The sequence below is a fragment of the Rhodopirellula maiorica SM1 genome, assembly GCF_000346295.1.
Classification (GTDB): Bacteria; Planctomycetota; Planctomycetia; order Pirellulales; family Pirellulaceae; genus Novipirellula; species Novipirellula maiorica.
In genome coordinates, this window is the sequence record NZ_ANOG01000965.1 from 1 (window position 1) to 24,255 (window position 24,255).

A 24,255-nucleotide genomic window follows, 5' to 3' on the forward strand; every position below is an offset into this window, starting at 1 on the left:
GCGGTACTCGAACACCATTTCTATCCCCACATCTTTCCCACGGGGCAACACCTCGGCATTTTCTTAGTCGAGCTCGGCGTCGGGATCACAGTAACTTCGGTGATGACGATGATTTTCTATACCTTTGCCGGCAGGAAAAAAATCGTATGAGCATCGAACAATTTGTCGGACTTTATAACTATTGGATCGTGATCTTCTTGATGATGACGGGGTTCTACATCGTTATCGCGCGTCAGAACATGATCAAATCCGTGATTGGATTGAACATCTTTCAAACCTCCGTCTTTCTGCTGTACATCACGATGGGCAAGGTGAATGGAGGGACCGCCCCAATCATTCCACCTCGCGTTGCAAATGAACATGCCGCCAACGGACATGGCCAAACCGAGCATGCTGCCGCCCCACTTCACGAAGCGGTCGGTGAGACGAGCGAGCAAGCTCATTCGATGGCCGAAGAGGTGCTTTCACCGCTGGGTGAGATCGCTCGACAAGCGGATCTGACATCGCAAGTCGAGCCCATCGTTTACTCAAACCCAATGCCAAGCGTGCTGATGCTGACCGCAATCGTGGTGGGGATTGCGACGACCTCGTTGGCATTGGCACTGATTGTTCGCATCCGTGAAGAGTATGGAACAATCGAGGAAGACAAAATCTTGGAATTGGATCGGGATTCTTGATGGAAAGTCATCTACCCATCTTGCTGATCGCGTTGCCGTTATTGGCCGCGCCGTTATGCGTTTTGATCGGCAATCGCAAAGTTGCCTACATCGTGGCATTGACGGTTTCGTGGTGCGTGTTCGGAATCTCGGTCGCGTTGGTTGGTAACGTTCATGCCGACGGGCCGCTGCGTTACAACATCGGCAATTGGGCGCCGCCCTACGGGATTGAATACGTCGTCGATGAACTCAGCGGATTTGTGATGCTGTTCGTCTCGGCACTTGGTGCGATCGTGCTGACGTACGCGCCGCACAGCATTAACAAAGAGATTCCTCGATCCAAGCACTATCTGTTCTACGCAACGTATCTGCTTTGCTTGACTGGATTGTTGGGCATGTGCGTTACCGGCGACTTGTTCAACGTCTTTGTCTTCTTGGAAATATCGTCGTTATCAACTTACGCGTTGGTCAGTCTGGGGCGATCACGACGTGCGCCGTTGGCGGCGTTTCAGTACTTGATCCTGGGCAGCGTCGGTGCCACGTTTATTCTGATTGGTATCGGGTTGGTCTATCAGATGACCGGTACGCTGAACATGGCTGACATCGCCACGCGGTTGCCGATCGATCACGGCCCTCGCACGGTGTTGGTGGCGTTTGCGTTTTTAACGATCGGTTTGTTTATCAAGATGGCCGTCTTTCCGGTTCATACTTGGTTGCCCAACGCCTACACCTATGCTCCGTCGGTGGTCACCTGCTTCATCGCCGCAACGGCGACCAAAGTTTCGGTCTATGCGTTGATCCGGATCGTGTTCAGTATCTTCACACGCGAATTCGCCTACGAAGTGTTGCCGCTCGATACGGCTTTGATGGTGATGGCACTGGTGGGCATCTTTGCCGCTTCGACTGCTGCGATTTACCAAGACAACGTGAAGCGTTTGTTGGCATATTCGAGCATCGCTCAGATCGGCTACATGCTGTTGGGGATCAGTATGGCAAACCAAGCGGGGCTGACCGCCGGTATCGTTCACATGTTCAATCACGCGTTGATCAAGGGCGGCTTGTTTATGGTCGTGGGCTGTTTTGCGCTGCGTATCGGATCGGTTCAGCTATCCGATTGGCGTGGTGCCGGTCGCACAATGCCGTGGACCTCGTTCGCGTGGGCTATCGGCGGGTTGGCGTTAATTGGCGTGCCCTTCACCGTGGGCTTTGTCAGCAAATGGATGTTGTTGACGGCGGCATTTGATTCTCACCACTGGTCGGTCGCGGTGTTGATGTTACTGAGTTCGTTGTTGGCGCTAGTTTACGTTTGGCGAGTGGTCGAAGCGTTGTATTTCGCCGAGCCATCGGAATCGGCCAAACAAGCGGTCGAAGCACCGCTGGGGATGCTGCTTCCCATGTACACGGTGATCCTGGCAACGTTAGTGTTTGGGGTGTGGACGGTTTATTCGGCTGACTTCGCTGCGAGAGCCGCGTCGCTGATGTTAGGAGGCACGCAATGATGGCTGCCGAAACACTGATTTGGATCTCTGGAGCCTTGCCGCTAATCGCACTCGGGTTGATCTACGCTTGCGGTCGCTGGCCCAATCTGCGTGAAACTTCGACGATCGTGGTATCAACGCTGTTGTTCGCCGTCATCTGTCGCTTGTCAAGCTTTGTATTCGCTGGCGAGCGACCGTCGGTCAACTTGGGTGAGATGCTGCCGGGGTTTCGCATCGGATTCGAAGTCGAACCGCTGGGGATGGTGTTCGCGTTGGTCGCGTCAGGGTTGTGGATTTTGACCACTCTGTATGCGATCGGTTACATGCGAGGTCATCACGAAGAAAACCAAACGCGATTCTACGCCTGTTTCGCCATCGCCATCTTTGCCGCGATCGCTGCGGCTTTCTCAGCGAACTTGTTTACTTTGTTTGTCGCCTACGAATTGATGACCGTATCGACATATCCGTTGGTGACGCATCACGGGACCGCCGAAGCTCGCAACGGTGGACGCGTCTATCTCGGCATTTTGCTTTCCACCTCGATCGCCTTCTTTATGTTGGCGGTTGCATGGACATGGTACGTGGCTGGAACACTGGACTTTACCGCCGGTGGCATCCTAAGCGCCGCGCACGCCGATGGAGACATTACAACGCTTGGCCTTGGTGTGTTGTTGGCCTTGTTTGCCTTTGGGATTGGCAAGGCGGCACTGATGCCATTTCATCGTTGGTTGCCTGCGGCGATGGTTGCCCCGACGCCGGTTAGCGCGCTATTGCACGCGGTAGCGGTGGTCAAGGTAGGAGTGTTTTCGGTGCTGAAGGTTGTGGTCTATATCTTTGGCATCGACTTGCTCGCGGACACGGGTGTCAGTATTTGGTTGGCTTACGCGGCCGGAGCCTCACTTCTGATCGCCTCGCTTGTGGCGATGACCAAAGACAATTTGAAAGCACGTCTTGCCTATTCCACGATCAGCCAATTGGCCTATATCACGCTGGGAGCGGGATTGGCAACGCAGAGCGGGGTGTTGGGCGGCGGGATGCATATCGTGATGCACGCGGTTGGGAAAATCACGTTGTTCTTTTGTGCCGGCGCGATCTATGTTGCCACGCACAAGAAAAATATTAGTGAAATGCGTGGTCTCGGTCGCCAGATGCCGTTTACTTTTGCCGCCTTTTTTGTTGCTGCCGTAAGTATCATCGGGTTGCCGCCGGGCGGTGGTGCCTGGAGCAAATGGTTCCTCGCGATTGGAACCGTCGAAACCCATCTGTACGTGTTGACCGCCGCGCTGATGATTAGCTCGCTGTTGAACATTGCCTATCTGATTCCCATTCCGATCCAAGCGTTTATGGCTCCTGCGGCGGAGGATCCCAATCTATCAAGTCCGTCAATTCATACAGGCGACGATCATGCGGGCGACGATCATGCGGGCACGGTGGTAGAGGGAATTCAAGAGGCGCCGATGATGTGTGTGGTGCCGTTATGCGTGACCGCCATCTTGAGCGTCGTGCTGTTCTTTTTCGCAGATTGGATTTACGAAGTGCTTTTGCCGATCACGGTGGCGAGTTAATCGGATGACCGAACATAAACCTGCAAGTGACCCGAGTTGGTTCGAGAAACCGCGTAACATCAATGGGATGATTGGTGCGTTGGTACTCGCTTGCTTGGCGCTAGTCCTGGCCGACTTGTTTTATGAAAACCCTCATCCGCACTTTCCCAAGTGGGAGAACGTGTTCGGATTTCAAGCTTGGTTCGGCTTCATCGCCTTTGTGGTCATCGTTTTTCTGGGACGATTGCTACGTGTGATCGTGAGTCGACCGGAGGATTATTATGATCGATAACATTCCGCCCGGTTTGATCATGATCCTGGGCGCCTTGGTGTTGCCGTTTTTTGCGCATCGAGCCCAAGCCGTTGGCGTGTTGTTGCTGTCGTTGATCAGCATGGTCGTGTTTTGGTTCACTCCCGAAACGACGTTTGGTCAATTTGAACTGTTTGGAACGACGCTCGAAGCGATTCGTATTGATCGGCTCAGTCGGTTGTTTGGAATTGTTTTCCATATCGCCGCTATTGTTTCGGCGATCTATGCGTTACACGTTCGAGACACGCGGCAACACGTGGCCGGGATCGTCTATGCCGGTGCCGCGATCGGCGCTTGTTGCGCAGGCGATTTGTTGACGTTGTTTGTGTATTGGGAATTGACGGCACTGTCGAGCGTTTTTCTGGTTTGGGCCAGCGACAACGAGCATGCTTACAAGGCCGGGATGCGCTATTTGGTCATTCAGGTTGCGTCAGGAGTATTGTTGCTCTCCGGTGCCATCATGCGATTTGTCGAAACAGGCTCGCTCGCCTTTGGCTCGTTTGTTGTGGATGGCGAACCGCTAAGCCTATCCGCGTTTCTGATCCTGTTCGCCTTTGGCATTAAGTGTGCGTTCCCGCTGTTGCACAATTGGTTGCAAGATTCATACCCACAAGCAACGGTCACCGGGACCGTGTTCTTAAGTGCGTTCACGACGAAATTGGCGGTCTATTCGCTAGTTCGCGGATTTGCCGGTTTTGAACCGCTGATTTGGATCGGCTGTGCGATGACGTTGTTCCCAATCGTCTTCGCCGTGATTGAAAACGATCTCCGCCGGGTATTGGCCTACAGTTTGAACAACCAACTTGGGTTCATGGTGGTCGGGATTGGGATTGGCACAGAGCTTGCCATCAATGGCACCGTTGCACATGCATTCTGCCACATCATCTACAAATCGCTGTTGTTTATGTCGATGGGCGCGGTGTTGTTTCGCGTGGGCACCATCAAGGCGACCGAATTGGGTGGGCTGCATAGATCAATGCCACTGACAACGATCTTTTGCATCATCGGTGCCGGAGCGATTTCGGGGTTTCCGCTGCTCAGTGGATTTATCAGTAAATCAATGATCATCACTGCGGCTGCCGAAGAACATCAGTTTTGGGTGTGGTTTGTCCTGCTGATTGCGTCCGCTGGGGTGATGGAGCACTCGGGAATCAAAATCCCGTTCTTTGCATTCTTTGCCCACGATTCGGGAAAGCGAGTCAAGGAAGCTCCGGCAAATATGTTAGTTGCGATGGCGATCGCGGCGTTCTTCTGTATCGGACTCGGGGTTGCCTACCCCGTGCTGTATCAGATGCTGCCCAATCCACAGATCGATTATCACCCTTACACGGTAACGCATGTCGTTACGCAGTTGCAATTGTTGATGTTTGCGGGATTGGCGTTTGTGTTCTTGATGAAGTCGGGGCTGTATCCAGCTGAACAACGGTCGACCAATCTCGATACCGATTGGGTTTATCGGCGTGCGTTTCCTGCCGTCGCTTCGGTATCTCGATCGATGGTTCGGGTCTTGGATCGGTCGATGCGAGACGACGGGCTGGTGATCTTGAAAGGGTTTCTTTCCACCGCAAATCGTAATTTCAACGAGAAAGGAGTTCTCGGAGGCACATGGTCGACCAGCACGATGACATTCTGGGCCACAATCCTGCTGGCGATTTGCTTGGTGCTGTATTACCTGTAATCGCTAGTTTTCGTGCTTCGGAAGGTCGAACATCGTTGCAGTCCAAATCAGATTGCCCGATCTCAGCTTGACCGACGGAGGATGAATCTCGAGCACCTGCAATCCGAAGTGCGATTCCCCGGCTGCTAACGTGATTGTCGAATCTTTGGTCCGCAGGATGACTTTGGGAACGTCAAGCTGAGCAAACCCCAGAACCTCAAGCTGCGTCGCCTTGGAAACTCGCGATTCCCGGTTGACGACGGCGGCGGGTTGGTCGTTGGGGAAGCGAAACGGATCGGTTCTTTCTTCGTATTTCGGGCGAAAACGGACTTCGGTGGCCATGGGGGGGGGGATTGCTTGATCTCGGTGGCACCGGTTGCCCTCCGCGCGGCTCGCAGCGAATCGCTCCATTGTTCGATTTGCTCAGGCTCGACCGAGCATCCGCCGAGTGATAGAGCGAAGGCGAGGCCGACGGCAGGCTGAAAATGGCGAGCGAGCATCATGGGAACCAAACAACGAACTGCGAAATACGAATCGGACGGGAAAATTTAGCTTGTCCATTCACTCCGAGTCGCGTCCTTATCCGAAGTTCATTTGCGTAAAGGGTTCGGTTATTCCCGTTGTGCCGTTTTAAAGGGTTGGCAGCGTGATTCCGGGGGTTCGAATCGGGTTTCGGTCATCAGAATGTCTCGCTCGCTGCTGAGTGCTACCGTATCTTGGCAAACCTATTCTGTTTTCCGATCGTATCGAAGCTAGCGGTTGTAAATGCATTGACCGCGACACTTCGTTCTGGCTGCTCGCCACCCCATGGGTGTGACCCGTCGATCGATTTACACTATGACCATTCCTTGCGGTCGGTGGGACTGATTTATGCCGCCCCCACCGCTGCACCATTGCTGTTCGATTGAAAACGTAATCTCAACGGATTCCACGTTTTCCGACAAGACTTTCAACCCACGATCCTTCCATGGCTCTGATAATTCTCCGATGTGTTTTCCTGCTTTGTGCCGGAGGCGTGTCTGCAATCATTAACACTTCGCTGTCGAGCGATACGTCGACCGCCGTTCCATGGCTGATTTTTGCTGGTATTATGACGCTGGCCACCGTCGTGGTGGTCGGGGATATCTATGCCCCTCGCAAACGAATCGACACCATCTCGGCGGTTTACTTTGGCGTACTGATCGGCGTTTTGCTGACCTATATTTTATGGATTGCGATCGCCCCTCTGATGGATCAGTCGTTTAATGGTCGAGGGTTGCAGTTGGTGATCGGGTTGTTGATGTGTTACATCTGCACCAGCGTGTTGCTTCAAACGAAAGACGATTTCCGATTCTTGATTCCGTACGTGGAATTTGTCCGCGAGGTCAAAGGGTTTAAGCCATTGGTGCTGGACACCAGCGTGGTGATCGACGGGCGTATCGCGGATCTGGTCGGCACCGGTGTCTTTGACAACCAACTGATCATGCCGCGATTCGCACTGACCGAATTGCAAGCAATCGCCGACAGCAGCGACAAGCTTCGTCGCACTCGTGGCCGACGAGGTCTCGATGTGCTGAATCGAATGCGCGCGGACGAGAATGTCGATTTGATGATTTTTGATCGTGAGTTACCAGAGCTCGCGGGGCAAACCGTTGATCTGAAGCTTGTTTTGTTAGCCAAGCATCTTGATGGCAAAGTAGTCACGGGTGACTTCAATTTGAACAAGGTCGCGAAGCTCCATAACGTTCCAGTCATTAACTTGAACGAGATCAGCAACTCGCTTCGTCCGGTCTTTTTGCCAGATGAGACGTTTCGCATCAAAGTCATCAAGGCCGGTGAAGGTCCTGAACAAGGGATCGGCTATCTGGACGACGGCACAATGGTCGTGATCGAGGGAGCTCGGCACAAGATCGGCCAAGACCTCGATGTTCGCGTCACCAGCACACTGCAAACCAACGCGGGCAAAATGATTTTTGCCAAGGTCGAAAGCCGCTAAACGAGGTCGTTTCATGCCCGACCTATGGTATCGCGCCGCGCTGCTAGCTTCCATTCCGTTGGTGTGGTGCGGCATTTCACTGGTGCTCAGTTGGTCGAGCGGTTGGTGGGTTTTGTCGCAACGATATGCAGCCGAACCCGGCGACGGGTTTGGCGAGGATTCGAACCGTGCCTACATGCGGACCGGTCGGATCGGCGCGATCCAATACCATTCGACGCTGAACTTTGTCGCCGATACTCGTGGCATTCGGATCTCTGTCTTTCTACCGTTCCGTCTCGGCCATCCGCCGCTGTTTGTGCCTTGGAGCGAATTTGAAAAGGTTCGTCTGGACGACAAGTTATTTTCGCAGCGAATCAAAATGTCGATCGGCCGCCCTGCAATCACGCGTGTGGTCTTTCCCGGCTGGGTCAAGTTTCACATGCCGATCGAATATCGCCCGAGTGTTTGAACACGTTGTCAGCTTGAGTTGTCGTCCTGAGCTGTCCAGCTCGATGAGTTGGGGATGAATGAATTCGCCAACGGCCGGCGAAGTTTTCTAGGACTCCGATTGACTTGGAATTGACCAAACTGGTAATTCAACTGTCATGTGGACCCTTTTTCCAAATCGACACGTCATTGCCGCTGTTTTGCTGGCCCTATGGGGCGGCAATCAGTTTGCTAGCAGCGATCAACCTTCCGCCCCGATGGCGACGCCATCGCCGATGTTGCGGATCGTCAATGCGCGTACGAATTTCCAAACGGAAAGCGTTCCGGTGGCTAATCCGGTCGAGCCCACCGTCGACGAGAACCATTTTAAAAACGACGTGAATCCAAGCCCGCCGGCGTCATTCCCGACCGCCGAGTCGCAGCCTTGCGTGCTGTTGAATAACGGCAACGTGCTGTGGGGGACGGTGACCCAGTTGGGACCGTGGATCATGGTTAGCCGAGACGGCGTATCCGAAGTTCAGCTGGCTCGCAAAGACGTTGCGTGCTGGGGCAATTCGATCCGTGATTTGTATCAATATCGGATCGACCGGCGAGGTACGGGATCGCTTGCCTCGCGTTTAGAAGATGCGCGTTGGTGCTTGCGTTATGACCTGTACGACTTAGCAGCAAAAGAGCTTGTCGATATCTACGCGATCGCGCCCGATCATCCCGAAGCCAAGCGGATTGAGCAGCGACTGCGAAGCACCGCCTTGGCCGAGGAGGATGTCGCGGATGTCGAGCCGACCGAACCGGCTATCGACGACGTTCCCAATGACCCATCGAAGGCATGGATCCCTGCGGCGCTGGCATCGTCGGACCGAGTCCGCGATTTTGCTCGCTTTGTCCAGCCATTGATGATCAATCGTTGTGCCCAATGTCATTCGCATGACACAGAACGAAAATGGCAGCTGATGACACCGTCGATTGGTTCGCGACCGTCGGCGAGAATGACGCACGACAACTTGAAGGCCGCATTTGAATTTCTTGATATGCAATCACCGATGACGAGTGAGATGCTGGTCAAGGCACAAACACCCCACGGCGACGAACCCCGTGGCGTGGATGCGCGGCGTCAAACCATGGCGGCGACCATTCAAAAGTGGGTCGAATCAGTGCATGCCAACGTGGCACCGGCGAAATCGGTTCCGACTCAAGTGCCGCCGCTGGGACAGTTCTTTGCGCCCGAGGAAGCCATTCCCATGCCAGTGATCGCGGAGCCGCAGGAAGCCGAGGTTCCGGCAGCCAAGCCGGCCACTTCGGCACGCCCGGCTCGCTTACCCGACATCGGCAACCCGTTCGATCCGGAGTTGTTCAATCGCCGATTCGCCACCGGCGAGTAGAATCATTTGGCGTCTCCGGCCACTCCGCTGTGAATAACATGCGTTAGCTGAAGCGGATCAACGCATATTTGCGTTTGCCGCGTCGCAGCACCGTGACGGTTTCGCTCGCCAAGTCATCTTCGCTGAGTCGATGGTTCATGTCCCCGACGCGGCGGTTGTTCAAATAGATGCTGCCTTCTTTGATCGCACGTCGTGCGTCGCTGCTGCTGGAGGTCAATCCCGACGCTTGCAGTGCTTCGACGATCCACCATCCGTCGCCCCCTAAAACACTTCGTTCGGCTTCGGTGCTGGGGACATCGGCAAAGATTTGGCTGAGCTGAGCGTCGGACGCTTTTTCAATTTCGCCGCCGAACAGGATCTTCGTCGCACGTTCAGCGGATTCGAGTCCCTGTTCGCCGTGAACCAGTTCCGTCATCCAGGTGGCGAGCCGTTTTTGTGCGACCCGTTTTCCCGCATCCGCTTCGGTTTGCGCCGCCAACTCGTCGTACTCTTCTCGTTCGATCTCGGTTAGATAGGCGATACACCGCATCACATCGGCGTCTTCGACATTGACCCAGTACTGAAAGAACTCGTAAGGGCTGGTGCGTTCCGGATCCAACCAGATCGCCCCTTTTTCGGTTTTGCCCATCTTGCGGCCATCGCTAGTCGTCAACAGCGGCGCGGTTAAACCGAACAGTTGTTGTCCGAGCATGCGGCGACCCAGGTCGATGCCCGCGGTGATGTTGCCCCATTGGTCGCTGCCACCGGCTTGGATTTTGCAACCGTGTTCGCGACTGAGCTGCACAAAGTCATAGGCTTGCAACAACATGTAGCTGAACTCGGTGTAACTAAGCCCGGCTTCGCTATCGAGTCGCGAGCGGACGGATTCTTTGCCCATCATCGCACCAACTGGGAAATTCTTGCCGACGTCTCGCAAGAATTCGAGGTACGAGTACGACTTCATCCACTCGAAATTATTTAGTAACAGGGCGCCCTGGTCGCCGCTGAAATTGAGGAATTGTTTCATCTGCTCGGCCACGCCATCAACGTTGGCTTGCAGTTGTTCTGCGGTCAACAAATTGCGTTCTTCGCTCTTGCCGCTGGGGTCGCCGATCATTCCGGTTGCCCCACCGACAAGCGCAATCGGTCGATGTCCGGCGCGTTGGAATCGACGCAGCATCATCACCTGCATCAGGTGTCCGACGTGCAAGCTCGAGGCGGTTGGGTCAAAACCGATGTAAATCGTTTGCGGGCCGGATTGCAGTAGTTTGCCTAGTTCGGCTTCGTCGGTCGTTTGATGAATCAGGCCGCGCCAGCGAAGTTCTTCGATTAGATTTGTTGCAGTCATAATGGAGATTCGAGCGAGTAAGGTGTTCAGCGAGCCAAAATAGCTTCGGCGATCCGAAGATCTTCGGGGTGAGTGATTTTGATGTTGTCGGCCGATCCGTGCACGAGTGCCACGCGATACCCGGTTCGTTCGACCAATTGAGCGTCGTCGGTCGCAGGGCGTCCGCGGTGTCGATCGTAGCCGCAGCGAAGCACGTCGACTCGAAACACTTGAGGCGTCAAAGCGGTGTAAAGTTCGCTGCGATCCACCGTCAGCGACGCGTTGCCGTCGTCGAGTTGGCGTTTCAGGGTTGCCGTGACGGGAGCCGCCAAGATCGCGGCGCCAGTCTCGGCGACCTTGGCAAACACGGCGGCCAAATCGGCATCGCAAACCAGCGGACGAGCTGCGTCATGGATTGCGATGAACTCGATCGATTTGTCGTTGGCAATGGCATCCAAGCCAGCGCGGACGCTGTCGCTACGCTGGTCACCGCCACGCACCAGTTCAATTCCCAGCTCGTTGACGAGTTCCGCAAACGGGCCGCGAAAATCGGCTTCGTCCCCTTCGGAAATCGCCATCATAATGCGGCCCACTTCGGGGCGAGCCGCCAATCGTGATGCGGCATGAAACCAAATCGGTTTGCCGCCGAGCATGGCGAAAAGCTTATTGCGATCGCTACCAAACCGCTGACCGCTGCCAGCCGCAGGCAAAACGGCAGCAATACAGCCGGTCGTCAATTTGGTTTGGTGAGGATCGTTCATTTGATTAGCGTCGCGCGGCTTCGTGCTTCAGAGGCAACCAAGCGGCGTTCTGTGAGTTGCTGTCGACACATTGTTGGATAAAGTACATGCCTTCGACACCATCAAATACATTGGGATAGACGGTGTCGCGTTTCTCAACGGGGCCGCCTTCGGCGCGTTTAGCAATCGCATCGAACACGGCCGCATAGATGTTCGCAAACGCTTCAAAGAATGCTTCGGGATGTCCTGCGGGTAAGCGGCACGCGGCAGCACCGGCAGCGTTGGTGTGCGGTGCGCCTGGGTCACGTGTATAGATTTGATGCGGGCTGCCGTTACGACGAACGATCATCTCGTTGGGGTTTTCTTGACGCCAACGCAGCGAGCCTTTGGTGCCATCGATTTCGATTTCAAAATCGTTTTCGCGGCCGTGGCTGATTTGCGACGCCGTGACCGTTCCAAGTCCACCGTTTTCGTAGCGGATGACGGCGGTTCCGTAGTCATCCAGTCGTCGGCCTTCGACAAACGATTTCAGCGAACAGCTGACCGAATCGGGCAACAGTCCGGTCATATAGCGGCCCAGATTGTAGGCGTGCGTGGCGATGTCACCAAAAGCACCCGCAGCACCACTCTTGCTAGGATCGGTTCGCCAAGCGGCTTGTTTTTGGTCTTCGGCTTCCAGCGAGGTGCGAAGCCAGCCTTGGATGTATTGCGATCGGATCGCGTTGATCTCGCCCAATTCGCCGCCGAGGATCATCTCGCGAGCTTGGCGGATTAACGGATAGCCAGTGTAGTTGTGGGTGACGGCAAACACCGCGTCGCTTTTCTTGACCGTTTCCAGCAGCGTTTCGGCCTGAGCGAGGTCAAAAGTCATCGGTTTGTCGCAAACGACATTAAAACCGGCTTCGACTGCCGCCTTGGCGATTTCAAAGTGGGTGTGGTTGGGGGTGGTGACGCTGACGAAATCGATTCGCTCGTCTTCGGGCAGTTTTAATTCCGCCTCGAGCATCTCGGAATAGCTGCCGTAGGCACGCGATGGATCGATATCGTAATCCGGGGCGGATGCCTTGCTGCGTTCGGGGTTGCTCGAAAGGGCGCCGGCGGTCACCACGGCGCGATTGTCCAAACAGGCGGCGATCGAGTGAACCCGTCCAATAAATGAACCCTGGCCGCCCCCGACAAGTCCCATGCGAAGTTTGCGATTCAGCGGAGAATTAATGCCCATGGTTGTTTGTCCTTGAATAAGCGGGGGGGAAGGCATTGTCAGTTGATCGTGCTGACGCCCGATACTGTAAACTAGACGCAGTTCATAAGAAGTCGTGCCAGAAGAATCTGTTCCGAAATCTCGTTAAGAAGGCAATCGTAAAGTCGATCGCCAGCGCGTACAATTCCCTGGAAGTCACCAAATCTCGTCAAATGCCACCTCGCTGGAGCAAAAAAACAATGTCCGATCACAACGTGAGCAATGGCTTTTCCGAATCCAACTCGATCGACCAACCGTTACCAGTTCTTACCACCCATGCGGGGCGTTGCTGCAGCGGCAAAGGCTATTTGGGCATGCTTTTGTTGGCGGTTTCGCTCGTGGGAGTGTCCGCGGTTGCCTATTTTGCGGGGAAATCTTCGTCTCAGCCCCAGCTGACTTTTCCGAAAATCGACGCCACGTCGTCGGTGTATAGTGAAAAGTTTTCGATGGCGACCGGTCCCGTCAGCGAGGATGCGGAAGGGCTATTTGTGCTGGACCACAATTCGGGGTTGCTGCAATGCACCGTGATTTACCCACGTGTCGGCCGATTTATGGCCAGTTTTACTGTTAATGTTGCCGATGCCCTTTCCAGCGGTGGCAAAGGGGGCTCGTACATGATGGTCACCGGGATGGCCGATTTCCCACGAGCTAGCAATCGGCCGGCCGCTCCTTCGGTCGTGTATGTGTTAGACACCGCCACAGGCAACTATGCTTGCTACGGAATTCCGTTCAATCGGCAATTGGTCAACGCGAACCAACCTCAGGTGGCTCCTATGGTGCTGATCGCAACCGGATCGGCTAACCCACTCGTCGATCGAGATGCCCTTCGTTAAAAAAGGTTGCAACCTTTCTCAACTCATTCCCGAGCCGACGCATCGGGACCTAATCGGATGAAAACGGATCGCAAGCCGCAGTGGCCATGGGATCCGTTTTTGATTTTTAGCAGTGAAACATTACCTTGATCAAACGGAATGAATGTGAGCCACGGACTTAATCCGGCTCAGGCTGCCGCGGTGGAAACGTTGTCTGGGCCCATGCTGGTGCTAGCAGGTGCTGGAACCGGTAAAACGCGAGTGGTGACGTTCCGGATCGCCAATTTGATCCGCAATGGAACGCCGCCGGATCGCATTCTTGCGATGACGTTCACCAATAAAGCGGCCGGCGAGATGCAGGAGCGGATCGGCGAGCTGATCGGCACCAAGAAAAAACGCAAACCTCGCAAAGGCGAACCGCAAGAGCCGAAGCCGACGATCAGCACGTTCCATTCGCTGTGCGTGCGGATCCTGCGGCGCCACGCCAGGGCACTTGGCTATCCCGACAAGTTTTCGATCTACGACCGCAGCGATCAAGAGTCGATTGCGCGAAACATCCTGCGTGAATTGCGATTGTCGGGCACGGCACTGAAGCCGGGTGACATGTTGTCGATCATCGGCGGCTGGAAAAACCAGTCGATTCATCCCGAAGAAGCGATGTCGATCGCATCGACTGACAAAGAACATTTTGCGGCATCGGGCTACCGCCGCTACCAAAATGCGCTGCGGGCTCGCGGAGCGATGGATTTCGACGATTTGCTGTTGCAGACCGAAACGCTGTTTCTCGAACACGATGCAATTCGCGAAGAGGAAGCGTCGAAGTTTGATCACGTGTTGGTCGACGAGTATCAAGACACCAACGGCAGCCAGTACCGTATTACACGGGCGCTGACCGAGGTGCATCGAAATTTCTGCGTCGTGGGTGACGATGATCAATCGATCTATGCATGGCGAGGTGCCGATGTCACCCACATTTTGAACTTCACCAAAGATTGGCCCGATGCAAAGGTGGTTTGTCTGGAGGACAATTACCGCAGTACGGGAGCGATCTTGGGGATGGCCAATACGCTGATTCAATACAACACCGTCCGGCACGACAAGGTCTTGGTCCCCAGTCGTCCCGATGGTCGCCGGCCACGGATTTTGCAGCATAAAGATGAGACGGCGGAAGCCGAGATGGTGGTGCGCGAGATCAAGAATCTGATCGACAACCAGCACGTCCAACCGCGTGACATCGCGATCTTATTTCGTACCAACGAGCAGCCGCGATTGTTTGAAACCGAGCTTCGCAAGCACGACGTTCCTTATGTGATGATGGGGAGCCAATCGTTTTTTGATCGGCGTGAAATTCGTGACTTGATTGCGTATTTGAAATGGATTGAGCAGCCCGACGACGAGATCTCGCTGCTGCGTGTGATCAACACGCCCGCGCGAGGCTTGAGTAACAAGACGGTTCAATTGTTGGTCAAACGCGCGGTCGAACGTGGCGTGCCGGTGTGGCAAGTGATGCAGGATAACGCTGCGGTTCAAGACTTGTCGCCGAGCGCCCGGCGTGGGATCACCGAGTTGGCTCAGATGGCCGAGGATGTTCGGCTGCGAGCCAAGAATGATTCGCTTACTGATGCCGTGCGTACGCTGCTCGAGCGAACCGCGTATGCCGACGAGATTGCTCGGTTGTACGAGAACCCCGAAGAACGTGACGCGCGAATGGCATCGATTGGTGATTTGACCAATGCGATCGCTGCCTTTGAAGATAAAACCGAAGATGCGGATTTGACTGGGTTTCTCGCTGAAACGGCGCTTGCGGGCCGCGAGATGGGGAACGAAAAGGACAAGATGGCCCTCAAGAATTCGGTCTGGTTGCTGACGTTGCACGCCGCCAAAGGGCTCGAATTTCCGGTCGTCTTTATGGTTGGTTTGGAAGAAGGAATTCTGCCACATAGCCGCAGTGTGAAGAGCGGTCGCGAAGAAGATATCGCCGAGGAGCGTCGGCTGTGTTACGTCGGAATCACGCGAGCTCAGGAAACATTGACGCTGTCGATGGCGCTGACTCGCCGCAAATGGGGAAAGCCTCGGCCGACGATCCCAAGTCAATTTCTATACGAGATCACAGGCAAAGCGGCGAACCCCAACAAGTATCGCAAGCCACGCCCGGTTTCGTCACTGCGTTAACGCGAAGCAAAGTCGCCCGACGTCTCCGACGTCGGCTTGTGTGGCATAGGCTCTCAGCCTGTCACGAGCAGCAAGAGTCTCTACGTAGCGAAACTCGCCAAGAGTTTCGGCATGGGCGGGCGTGGGATAGGCATCCTGACTGTCATAGGATGCTGATGACAAGCTGGAAGCTTATATCACATTACAAAAAAAGGCCCGAAGCGTGATGCTTCGAGCCTTTCTTGTATGCTTCACGATCTGCCAGCGGTTTAGCCCGAGATCTTTGCAACCAGGTCAAGAACCTTGTTCGAGTAACCCCATTCGTTGTCGTACCACGAGACGACTTTGACGAAGGTCTTGTCGAGTTGGATGCCGGCGTCGGCGTCGAATACCGAAGTGCGGGTTTCGCCGCGGAAGTCGGTGGAAACCACTTTGTCAGTGGTGTAACCGAGGATGCCCTTCATTGGACCATCGGCAGCCGCTTTCATTGCAGCACAGATGTCGTCGTAGGAAGCTTCCTTTTCGAGTTCGACGGTCAGGTCGACAACCGAAACGTCCGACGTAGGAACGCGGAACGCCATTCCGGTCAGCTTGCCGTTTAGCTCAGGGATAACCTTGCCAACGGCCTTGGCGGCACCAGTGCTCGAAGGAATGATGTTTTCCAGGATACCACGGCCACCACGCCAATCTTTCGCCGAAGGTCCGTCGACGGTTTTTTGGGTTGCGGTTGCAGCGTGAACGGTGGTCATCAAACCACGCTTGATGCCGAAGCTGTCATTAAGCACCTTGGCGAGTGGAGCCAAGCAGTTGGTGGTGCACGACGCGTTCGAGACAAATTGTTCGCCATCGTAGCTGTCGTCGTTGACGCCCATGACGAACATCTTGGTGTCGTCTTTGGACGGTGCCGACATGACAACCTTCTTGGCACCTGCTTCGATGTGGCCTTTGGCCGATTCGGAGGTCAAGAAGATACCGGTCGATTCAACCACCACATCGGCGTTGACTTCGCCCCACTTCAAGTTCGCAGGATTGGTTTCGGCGGTGATACGGATCTTTTTGCCGTTGACGACAAGCATCCCGTTTTCGGTCGAGACTTCGCCTTCGAACGGGCCGTGGACCGAGTCATACTTCAACATGTATGCCAAGTAATCAACATCGAGAAGATCGTTGATGCCGACGACTTCGATATCATCGCGAGTCACTGAAGCACGAAAGACCATCCGTCCGATTCGGCCGAAGCCGTTAATTCCAACTCGTATTGCCACTGTCCTATTTCTCCTCAAGTTGATGGAGCCGAACCAGGATCACTGGCTGGCGTCGAATAAACCGTCTGTTACGGTAAGCTAATTATCACTCGAGCAATTTGTTGCTCGAAACATTTCGTGGTCCAGCGGCAAAACACAAGCCACTTTCAATCACGATCACGCCGAGAATTATAGGAACCCGGTAGCGTTTTGAACCAGCCCCCGAAAACCACGCGACCACCCGATTGGCGTCGTCCGATCGGCGTTTCAGCGGGAACATGGAGTTATGTGAACGAGCGGACGATTGCCGACCATTACGATTCGTTTGTGGCGGATACTCCGCTTTGTGCTCTGGACCAAGCGGTGTTGAAAGAAGTCTTTCCAGGCACTATTTCGGATGATTCCCGTGAAAGCATGACTTCGATTGTCGATTTAGGTTGTGGAAGCGGGCGGGTGGCAATGGAACTGGCTCACCGAGGCTACCGTGTCGTTGGGGTCGATCTGAGCCAGCGGATGCTTGAGGTCATGATGGCAAAAGCTTCGCAGCAGCAATTGCAGGAGCGAATCCACGCGGTGCGTGCCAATTTGGTCCAATTGGACTGTTTCGCCGACCAGTCGATCGATCACGCGGTTTGTCTGTTCAGCACGCTGGGGATGATCCAGGGACGCGAGAACCGCCAGCAAATGCTTCGCCACGTCGCTCGCGTCGTTCGCCCCCAAGGCCGATTCGTGCTGCATGTACACAATCGCTGGTCCGCTCTCGTGGAACCCGCCGGGTGGCGATCGCTGGTTCGGTCGTGGGTCAAGTCACGCTGGCAATCGGATCACGAATTTGGTGACAGCGTTTATCAGTACCGCGGGCTCGAAAAGATGTTCATGCATCGATTTTCTAGACGCGAGTTGATTGCCAATCTGCAAGCCACGCAGTGGGGTGTTGCCGAGTTTCATTCGCTGTCGATCGACGGCGCTTCGATCGCCACCGGATCCGGTAGCCGTGTAGGCGGCTTCATCGTCGTCGCCGAAAATCACAGTGCCCACGCGTGAGCCATCCATTTTAGTGGCGGTGCGGCGCGGGGCCCGCCCGGTTGCAGCGAGTAGAACGTTCGAAATTTACCGGGCGGGATCGGCGCCGCACCGCTACAGTAATGTTCTACGTCACGGCATCAAAACGGTCGATCACTGGCGGGCGACTCGCCAGATGTTTGCGTAGCGAGCCACGGGCCATCATCGAATCCATGTCGAGACATCCGACCAGACCGCCTGCGGAATTGACGACGGGAATTCGCCGGTATTGGCCTCCGCTGCGAAGAATCGCATTTTCGAGCGATTCGTATTCGCGAGCAAACGGAGCGTTGTGATCGGCAATTTCACCCACGGTCGCCATTGCGTGATTGTTGGATTCGATCGCAGTCAACAAATCTTTGAGCCTAAGGATGCCAATCACAATATCGCCCTGGGCTGTGATCGGCAAACTTGTCGTGTCGATCGATCCCCAGCGATGAGCGGCTTCGTCAAGCGTCGCGTCCATCGGGATCGAGTGGTGGCAGTGCGTCATGACATTCGAGACGCTCAGTCCCCGTACCGATTCCATCATCTCGACTTGGCGAGCTTCGGAGATGCCCGCATAGGCGATAAACATCGCCACCAATACGGGCCCAGGTGCCTGAACGTAAACTCCCGCCATCGCCATCAAGATCGCACATGCGATGCCGATGCGTGAAGCGAGAAAAGTGGCTCGGCGATAGTGAGTCACCATCGCTAGCAAGCTTCGCAAGACGCGTCCGCCATCCATCGGGAAGGCCGGGATCATGTTGAAAACCACCAACATGATGTTCACTGCCAACAGGATCACGCAGAACGCTAGAAACGACGGATCGGCGGACACTTCCATCTCGGCCAGCTCGCCGTTCGCTTGCGCCGTCGCCACCGTTTCCACAGGGCCCACGAACGCATGAAAAATCTCAATTAGGATTTCAACGCCGCCGAATAGATAAAACCCGACTAATAGCAGCGACGCAATCACGACATTGACGGCGGGGCCGGCGACTGCCACTACCAATTCTTGCCAAGCGATGCGAGGCATCCGCTGCAATCGAGCCACTCCGCCAATCGGCAGCAAGGTGATGTCGATCGTGGGAATCCCAAATTGGCGAGCCGCCAAGGCGTGCCCGTATTCGTGTAGTGTCACGCAGAAAAAGACGGCAAACAGCTGTGCCAATCCAAACGCGATGCCGATCAATCCCTGAGACTGGGTTTCGTAGGCAACATAGGCCACCAGCAGCCCAAACGTCCAATGCACGTAGACCCCAATGCCGAGGAATCGGCCTAGTTTTAGTCGGCGCTCTAACACATTGGCTCCGTTACAACGAATCGGGTTTCTGGCATAATTGTCATCACTCGCTATCAGGTATCGTAGCGAAAGAAGTCGATTTCATCCCTCCCCCCGTTTTGAACCTCCTTTTTAGCGGCTAAATCTATGCTTCGACACAAACTCATTCATCCACAAATTAGTGCGATTATTGCCGCTGCGGGACACCACAGCTCGATTTTGATCGCCGACGGTAATTATCCTGCTGCCAGCAAGCGAGGTCCCCGAGCGGAATTGGTCAGCCTGAATTTGATGCCGGGCGTGCCCACGTGTAACCAAGTGCTCGAAGCCCTGTTGTCGGCGATTCCGGTCGAAGCGATCCAGACGATGCAGACCGAAACAAGTGGTCCCTATGCCTTGGACGGCGATCCACCGGTGTGGGAAGACTACCGCAAAACGATCAAAAACGAAGGGCTCGATCTGGAAATCCAACCTGTCGACAAATGGGCGTTCTACGATGCCGTTTCCACGAATGATCACGTGCTCACCATTCAAACCGCTGACCAGCAACGCTATGCCAACATCTTGTTGACCGTTGGCGTGCGTATGGACTAGCCATTGTCGCTGATCGCTCCGCGATCATAGCGTCTCAGCAATCACGTTTGATCGCAACATGTCGTTTGATCGCAACGTAATGATCGGCGGAGCGATCAACGACGATCCGCCAGCAGCGATGCACAGACTAGCTCTTTGTCGTTGCGTGCATAGATGAATCCGTTGGCGATCGCCGGGGCAGACCAGACAACGCCATCGCGACGATTGAGTTGCTCGCGTGTCGGTGAGATCAATTTCGTTCGCGAGTGTTCGTGGTAGCCATCGGGGGCGACCGTGGCAAAGATCAGTTCGCCTTGCTCGTTCAGCATGATCTCCGATTCGCCATGGCGGATCGTGTGAATCGTGGCCCAGCGAGCTCGGTTGACCGCGTTTTGGTCTTCCCAAACACGATCGCCGTTGCTCAGGTCTAAGCACCGCAGCTCGCCATAGCTGTCGACTCCGTAGATGTAATCGCCTTTGATGAACGGGTTACTGATCATGCAGTGCAGCGCGTCGGTGTTCTTTTCATCGATGCCCACACGGTGCCACAGCTTTTCAGCGGCTGGTTTCTCCGGGTCCAAACGGATCAGCATCGAACCATCGTAGAACGAAGAAACAAACAGCTTGTCGTCTTGAACGACCGGCGTGGGCACTCCGATTGGCATGTTTCTCGGCAGCATTGCGATACGCCAAAATACTTCGCCATTCTTGGGATTCAGCCCACTCACCGACTCGCCAGTCCAGCACACCAGCACGTCCTGGTCGCCTTGTTTGATCAAGATTGGCGAGCTGTAGCCGGCGCGTTCATCCAGCGCGTGCCAGACCTCCTTGCCCGTGGTGCGGTCCATTGCGACGACACAGGCGTCCTTTTCACCGGCGGCGATTTGAATCACGGTGTTGTCGTAAACAATCGGTGCGGTGGTGATTCCCCAGATCGGCATTCGCGCGTTATAGTCGACTGCTAGGTCTCGTTTCCAAAGGATGTCACCTGTGGCTGCGTCAAAACAAAAGAATTTACCCATGGCGCCAACCGAGTAGGCCTTGCCATCGTCGACAGTGACACTGGCTCGAGGTCCCGCGCGATAGCTGATGGTGTAATTGACGTCGTAACGGTGCTTCCAAATCGCCTTGCCGGTTTGGGCATCAAAGCACAAGACTCGCTCCACTTCATTTTCTTCGCCACCGGCACCATGGTCGGTCACGTATACGCGTCCTTCAGCAATCGTCGGACCACTGTAACCTGCACCGATCGGAGTCGACCATTTGTGTTGCAATTTGCCGGCAGGCAATTCTTTGATTAATCCTGTTTCGCGGAGCACCGCGTCACGCTGAGGGCCTCGCCACTGAGGCCAATCTTCGCCGACCGCCACGGTCGTCACGCAGGCGGCCAACAATAGTACGCTGCTAGTAAGTGAGAACGGACGCATAAGATTTCCTAATAGGTAATGAAGAGAAGAAGACCCGGGACTTAGGCAACGGTATTTTCGTTGCCTGCTTGAAGATGGATTTCGGAGCGACCGATCAGCCAAAGGAAAAGGGCTGCAGAAAGCCCCGCAGAACCAAAGATCATGCACATCACCATGATTTGATAACGTGCGGCAATCAATGGCGAGACCCCTGCTAATACCTGGCCGGTCATCATGCCGGGAATCGAGACAATGCCGACCGCGTAGAGCGAATTCGTGATCGGAATGAACGCCGCTCTCAACGCGACTTCACGAGCTTGGATGTCCGAAGCGGTTCGCTGGATTTCCGCATAATAGCGCTCGGCCGCTAAGCTGACCGAATTCATACTGCTCGATAGCGTCATGCCCGCCAGCGGAATGAAAACGCGTGGCGCAAACCACGGATCCAACCTGAGGACAACTTGCGTCATCACGAGGAACGTCGACCCCGCGCCAAGTAAGATCGCCAGAAACGAGAACCGAAAATTCCGCCGCCGGTCGCTTGGTATCGTTCGCAGCGAGATCCAGCTGGCCGCAACCAGCATCGCGGTGAATACTCCGATCACCACCAGGGATGTGTCGGTGCTGAAAATGAACCCCAACAGATAACCGACCAGCGCCAGTTGCAGGAGCATGCGAATCACTCCGATCAAGGCCGCTCGGAAACCAAGCGACCAGCGGATCATCAGGGCAAGCACCAGTACGACTGGCAGTAACGCAAACGCCAATCGATGCAGTGGAATGACGTCGGTCATGGATGGGGCAATCATTTAGAGAGCTGACGGGACCAAATGTGGGATAGGCCTCCAGACTGTCATTCCAGCAACCACTTTCGCTACGACAGAGAAGCCTATCCCACTTTTTACTTACGCGAGTTATCTGGTGTCTGACGGCCCACGGATCACAGGTTATCGCAGTCGTGATCTCGCAAATTTACTTTCGCTTGCTTAATCGCAGCAACCGAACTTCCATCACTTCGTCGCCAGGCACCTCGATCGCCGATAGTTTTAACGGTCCTCGTCCCTTCGCTAGTGTGATCTTGCCAACGTGCATGGGTTTGAAATCTTTGACGTACGATTCCGATCCACGGTTAGGAGTCCGATCCGCTTCGGCGCCATAGGCCGGCGGATCATGGGCCTGAGTGACTTTCCCGTTCAGTTTGGCATCGCCAAACTGCAGTTGGAACTCGGCTCCGACGTCATCTGCGGCACATGCATAAAAGATCTCGACGTCGAACGTTGCCGTTTCCGAGACTTCGATGTCCCAAGTGATTGCGTCATTAGGATCGCCAACCCAGTGAGTAAAGTACGAACAATTGGGGGCTCGTGCACTCCGCTGCACACTGCCATGTTCGACCCCGTCACGTGCCGGCAGCAACGTGGTGGGGGCTTCGCCGACCGGGAAAGGACGCTCGTCGGGTTTGACAAGATCGCCAAGCTCCTGGACATATTGGTCCGCCGTTCGCTTCATTTCACGGACCACATCAGGATGTTTCTCCGAGACATCGATATCCTGACCGGGGTCCGCGACGATATCGTAAAGTTTTCCCGAGGCGTCCATGCGGAATCGTTGATTGCGAACGCTCACTCGCGGTGTTGGCGGTTTGCCTTTACCACCACGCGGAGGTTGGTACGAGATCAACATTCGGTCGCTCCACTGCGAGTCGTTGCCTTTCAGTAGTGGTACAAGCGATCGGCCATCGAGCGGTTTTGGCGCGGAATAAGAAACCGAGGCGAGTTCAGTCAACGTGGGCAGCAAGTCCACCGCACCGGCAATCGGTTGGATCGTCTTGCCTTCGGCGATATGGCCCGGCCATCGCATCAACATCGGGACTCGGATGCCTCCTTCGTCGATGCTTCCTTTGCGGCCTTTCATGCCGCCATTCCATCGCCATCCATTAGGGCCGTTGTCGCTAAAGTAGATGACAATCGTGTCCTCGGCGATCGAAAGCTCGTCGATCTTCTCAAGCACCCGGCCCACATTCCAGTCGATGTTTTCACACATCGCCAATGCGGCTCGCAAATGAGGCATGTCCTCTTGTTTGGGATTGCGGTTGTGCATCTTCAGAGGTCGATTGGCGACCTTGTCAAAATACTTGTCTGGAACTTGCATCGGTGAATGCGGAGTGTTGTACGGCAGGTAACAGAAGAAGGGTTTGCCCTGCTTGTGATTCGACTCCATGAATTCCATCGCATGCGTAGTCAGATCGTCCGTGATGTAGCCTTGCCCCCGCGTGATTTCATTGTTGTGTTCCAGCATCGGGTCAAAGTAATGGCCCCAGTGCCCCGAGGTGAAACCGTAATATTCTTCGAACCCACGAGCGTTGGGGTGATACGGAAATTGGGATCCATTGTGCCATTTTCCAAACGCGCCGGTCGCATACCCAGCTTGCTTAAAAATGTCGGCGATCGTGACTTCGTCGGGATTGATCCGTTCTTGGCCTGTGGAAACCCCTCGCACGCCCGTTCTAGCGTAATAGCGGCCGGTTAAAAATTCGGCGCGAGTGGGGGCGCAAACGGGACAGACATAAAACCGATCAAACAACACGCCGTCGCTGGCTAGCGAGTCGATATTCGGAGTCGATAGATTGGTGTTGCCATGCACACTGAGGTCACCCCAGCCTTGGTCATCGGCGAGCATGATGACGATATTAGGATGTTCGGCCGCTTGAGCGTCACGCGACGGAGCGAAAGCGAGTTGAGCGAGACAAAGAAGTGTCGCGACCACGAACGCGGCGTCGCGGAAGCCGGTGCGGGTGTGCTGCGGTCGTGAGGTAGGCGTGCGATGACCGAGCGTCATCGTCGAGGCAAATGAACGAATCATTCAGGATCCTCAGGGTTAGGATGGGGGGCGGGCGTTTCAGTCGCCAAACGGCGACCCCCACTATCGTAACCCACAATGGGTATCGAATCATCCTGCGTGTCGCAATCAATTCGATACCGCCAGTCTCGTTGCGTCGCCGCCGCAACGCAAACGTTGTTGCCGCACGC

21 protein-coding genes are annotated in these 24,255 nt (G+C 55.0%); 12 read left to right on the forward strand and 9 right to left on the reverse strand.

Translation table 11 applies throughout. The features are described 5' to 3' along the window. Nucleotides 1-146 precede the first annotated feature (146 nt). Genes RMSM_RS30955 through RMSM_RS30975 form a run of 5 tightly spaced genes read left to right on the forward strand, consistent with a single transcriptional unit; the run spans nucleotide 147 to nucleotide 5,666 of the window. A complete protein-coding gene (locus RMSM_RS30955) occupies nucleotides 147-677 on the forward strand; it encodes a sodium:proton antiporter (protein ID WP_008706844.1) in 531 nt (176 codons plus the stop codon). Next, nucleotides 677-2,155, forward strand: coding sequence for a monovalent cation/H+ antiporter subunit D family protein (locus RMSM_RS30960; protein WP_008706846.1), 1,479 nt, complete (start codon nucleotides 677-679; stop codon nucleotides 2,153-2,155). The genes RMSM_RS30955 and RMSM_RS30960 overlap by 1 nt, the downstream gene beginning before the upstream one ends. Then, nucleotides 2,152-3,699, forward strand: coding sequence for a proton-conducting transporter transmembrane domain-containing protein (locus tag RMSM_RS30965; protein WP_008706848.1), 1,548 nt, complete (start codon nucleotides 2,152-2,154; stop codon nucleotides 3,697-3,699). Before RMSM_RS30960 ends, RMSM_RS30965 begins: the two co-directional genes overlap by 4 nt. Nucleotides 3,700-3,703: 4 nt before the next feature. Further along, a complete protein-coding gene (locus tag RMSM_RS30970) occupies nucleotides 3,704-3,970 on the forward strand; it encodes a hypothetical protein (protein WP_008706850.1) in 267 nt (88 codons plus the stop codon). Then, entirely contained in the window at nucleotides 3,960-5,666 is a 1,707-nt protein-coding gene (locus tag RMSM_RS30975; RefSeq protein ID WP_008706852.1) for a Na(+)/H(+) antiporter subunit D, read from the forward strand. Before RMSM_RS30970 ends, RMSM_RS30975 begins: the two co-directional genes overlap by 11 nt. A 3-nt stretch (nucleotides 5,667-5,669) precedes the next feature. On the opposite strand, the gene RMSM_RS30980 is transcribed toward RMSM_RS30975, so the two are convergent. Beyond that, entirely contained in the window at nucleotides 5,670-5,987 is a 318-nt protein-coding gene (locus tag RMSM_RS30980; RefSeq protein WP_008706854.1) for a hypothetical protein, read from the reverse strand. Between the two features lie 625 nt (nucleotides 5,988-6,612). Between RMSM_RS30980 and RMSM_RS30985 the strand changes: the two genes are divergently transcribed. From RMSM_RS30985 to RMSM_RS30995, 3 genes are all read left to right on the forward strand, one after another. Continuing rightward, entirely contained in the window at nucleotides 6,613-7,620 is a 1,008-nt protein-coding gene (locus RMSM_RS30985; protein WP_040770409.1) for a PIN/TRAM domain-containing protein, read from the forward strand. Nucleotides 7,621-7,633: 13 nt separating this feature from the next. Continuing rightward, entirely contained in the window at nucleotides 7,634-8,068 is a 435-nt protein-coding gene (locus RMSM_RS30990) for a hypothetical protein (RefSeq protein WP_008706858.1), read from the forward strand. 136 nt (nucleotides 8,069-8,204) lie between these two features. Continuing rightward, on the forward strand, nucleotides 8,205-9,425 hold the full coding sequence (locus tag RMSM_RS30995; protein ID WP_008706860.1) for a hypothetical protein: 1,221 nt from the start codon (nucleotides 8,205-8,207) through the stop codon (nucleotides 9,423-9,425). A gap of 43 nt (nucleotides 9,426-9,468) precedes the next feature. Here the strand turns inward: RMSM_RS30995 and tyrS are convergent, their stop codons facing one another. The 3 genes from tyrS to RMSM_RS31010 are packed head-to-tail and all read right to left on the reverse strand — an operon-like array spanning nucleotide 9,469 to nucleotide 12,693. Next, nucleotides 9,469-10,752 (reverse strand): tyrosine--tRNA ligase, encoded by a 1,284-nt coding sequence (gene tyrS / locus RMSM_RS31000; RefSeq protein ID WP_008706862.1) that lies wholly within the window; start codon nucleotides 10,750-10,752, stop codon nucleotides 9,469-9,471. Between the two features lie 26 nt (nucleotides 10,753-10,778). After that, nucleotides 10,779-11,492 carry a 2-C-methyl-D-erythritol 4-phosphate cytidylyltransferase gene (ispD, locus tag RMSM_RS31005; RefSeq protein ID WP_008706864.1) on the reverse strand — a complete coding sequence of 238 codons (714 nt, stop codon included), beginning with the start codon at nucleotides 11,490-11,492 and terminating at the stop codon, nucleotides 10,779-10,781. A 4-nt stretch (nucleotides 11,493-11,496) separates the two neighbouring features. Then, on the reverse strand, nucleotides 11,497-12,693 hold the full coding sequence (locus RMSM_RS31010; protein ID WP_008706866.1) for a Gfo/Idh/MocA family protein: 1,197 nt from the start codon (nucleotides 12,691-12,693) through the stop codon (nucleotides 11,497-11,499). 218 nt (nucleotides 12,694-12,911) lie between these two features. Here RMSM_RS31010 and RMSM_RS31015 point away from each other — a divergent pair, with 218 nt between their 5' ends. Together RMSM_RS31015 and RMSM_RS31020 are read left to right on the forward strand one after the other, a co-directional pair. Then, nucleotides 12,912-13,544, forward strand: a complete 633-nt coding sequence (locus RMSM_RS31015) for a hypothetical protein (RefSeq protein WP_052031894.1) — start codon at nucleotides 12,912-12,914, stop codon at nucleotides 13,542-13,544. A 138-nt stretch (nucleotides 13,545-13,682) separates the two neighbouring features. Further along, complete coding sequence (locus tag RMSM_RS31020; protein WP_008706872.1) at nucleotides 13,683-15,695, forward strand: ATP-dependent helicase; 2,013 nt, start codon at nucleotides 13,683-13,685, stop codon at nucleotides 15,693-15,695. Between the two features lie 248 nt (nucleotides 15,696-15,943). Here RMSM_RS31020 and gap read toward each other — a convergent pair whose 3' ends face one another. Next, entirely contained in the window at nucleotides 15,944-16,939 is a 996-nt protein-coding gene (gene gap, locus RMSM_RS31025; RefSeq protein ID WP_008706873.1) for a type I glyceraldehyde-3-phosphate dehydrogenase, read from the reverse strand. Nucleotides 16,940-17,128: 189 nt separating this feature from the next. On the opposite strand from gap, the gene RMSM_RS31030 reads away from it, so the two are divergent. Then, a complete protein-coding gene (locus RMSM_RS31030; protein WP_236622374.1) occupies nucleotides 17,129-17,962 on the forward strand; it encodes a class I SAM-dependent methyltransferase in 834 nt (277 codons plus the stop codon). Nucleotides 17,963-18,068: 106 nt separating this feature from the next. Here the strand turns inward: RMSM_RS31030 and RMSM_RS31035 are convergent, their stop codons facing one another. Beyond that, nucleotides 18,069-19,268, reverse strand: a complete 1,200-nt coding sequence (locus RMSM_RS31035; protein WP_008706879.1) for a site-2 protease family protein — start codon at nucleotides 19,266-19,268, stop codon at nucleotides 18,069-18,071. A gap of 126 nt (nucleotides 19,269-19,394) precedes the next feature. Between RMSM_RS31035 and RMSM_RS31040 the strand changes: the two genes are divergently transcribed. Beyond that, the gene (locus RMSM_RS31040) at nucleotides 19,395-19,841 is read left to right on the forward strand and encodes an RbsD/FucU family protein (RefSeq protein WP_008706881.1); all 447 of its coding nucleotides are present in this window, start codon (nucleotides 19,395-19,397) and stop codon (nucleotides 19,839-19,841) included. Between the two features lie 95 nt (nucleotides 19,842-19,936). On the opposite strand, the gene RMSM_RS31045 is transcribed toward RMSM_RS31040, so the two are convergent. The 3 genes from RMSM_RS31045 to RMSM_RS31055 all read right to left on the reverse strand — a co-directional run bounded on the left by RMSM_RS31045 (nucleotide 19,937) and on the right by RMSM_RS31055 (nucleotide 24,088). Beyond that, entirely contained in the window at nucleotides 19,937-21,247 is a 1,311-nt protein-coding gene (locus tag RMSM_RS31045) for a PQQ-binding-like beta-propeller repeat protein (RefSeq protein WP_040770413.1), read from the reverse strand. A gap of 41 nt (nucleotides 21,248-21,288) precedes the next feature. Continuing rightward, nucleotides 21,289-22,020, reverse strand: a complete 732-nt coding sequence (locus RMSM_RS31050; protein ID WP_008706884.1) for an ABC transporter permease — start codon at nucleotides 22,018-22,020, stop codon at nucleotides 21,289-21,291. 178 nt (nucleotides 22,021-22,198) lie between these two features. Continuing rightward, a complete protein-coding gene (locus tag RMSM_RS31055; RefSeq protein ID WP_008706886.1) occupies nucleotides 22,199-24,088 on the reverse strand; it encodes an arylsulfatase in 1,890 nt (629 codons plus the stop codon). Nucleotides 24,089-24,255: the final 167 nt, after the last annotated feature.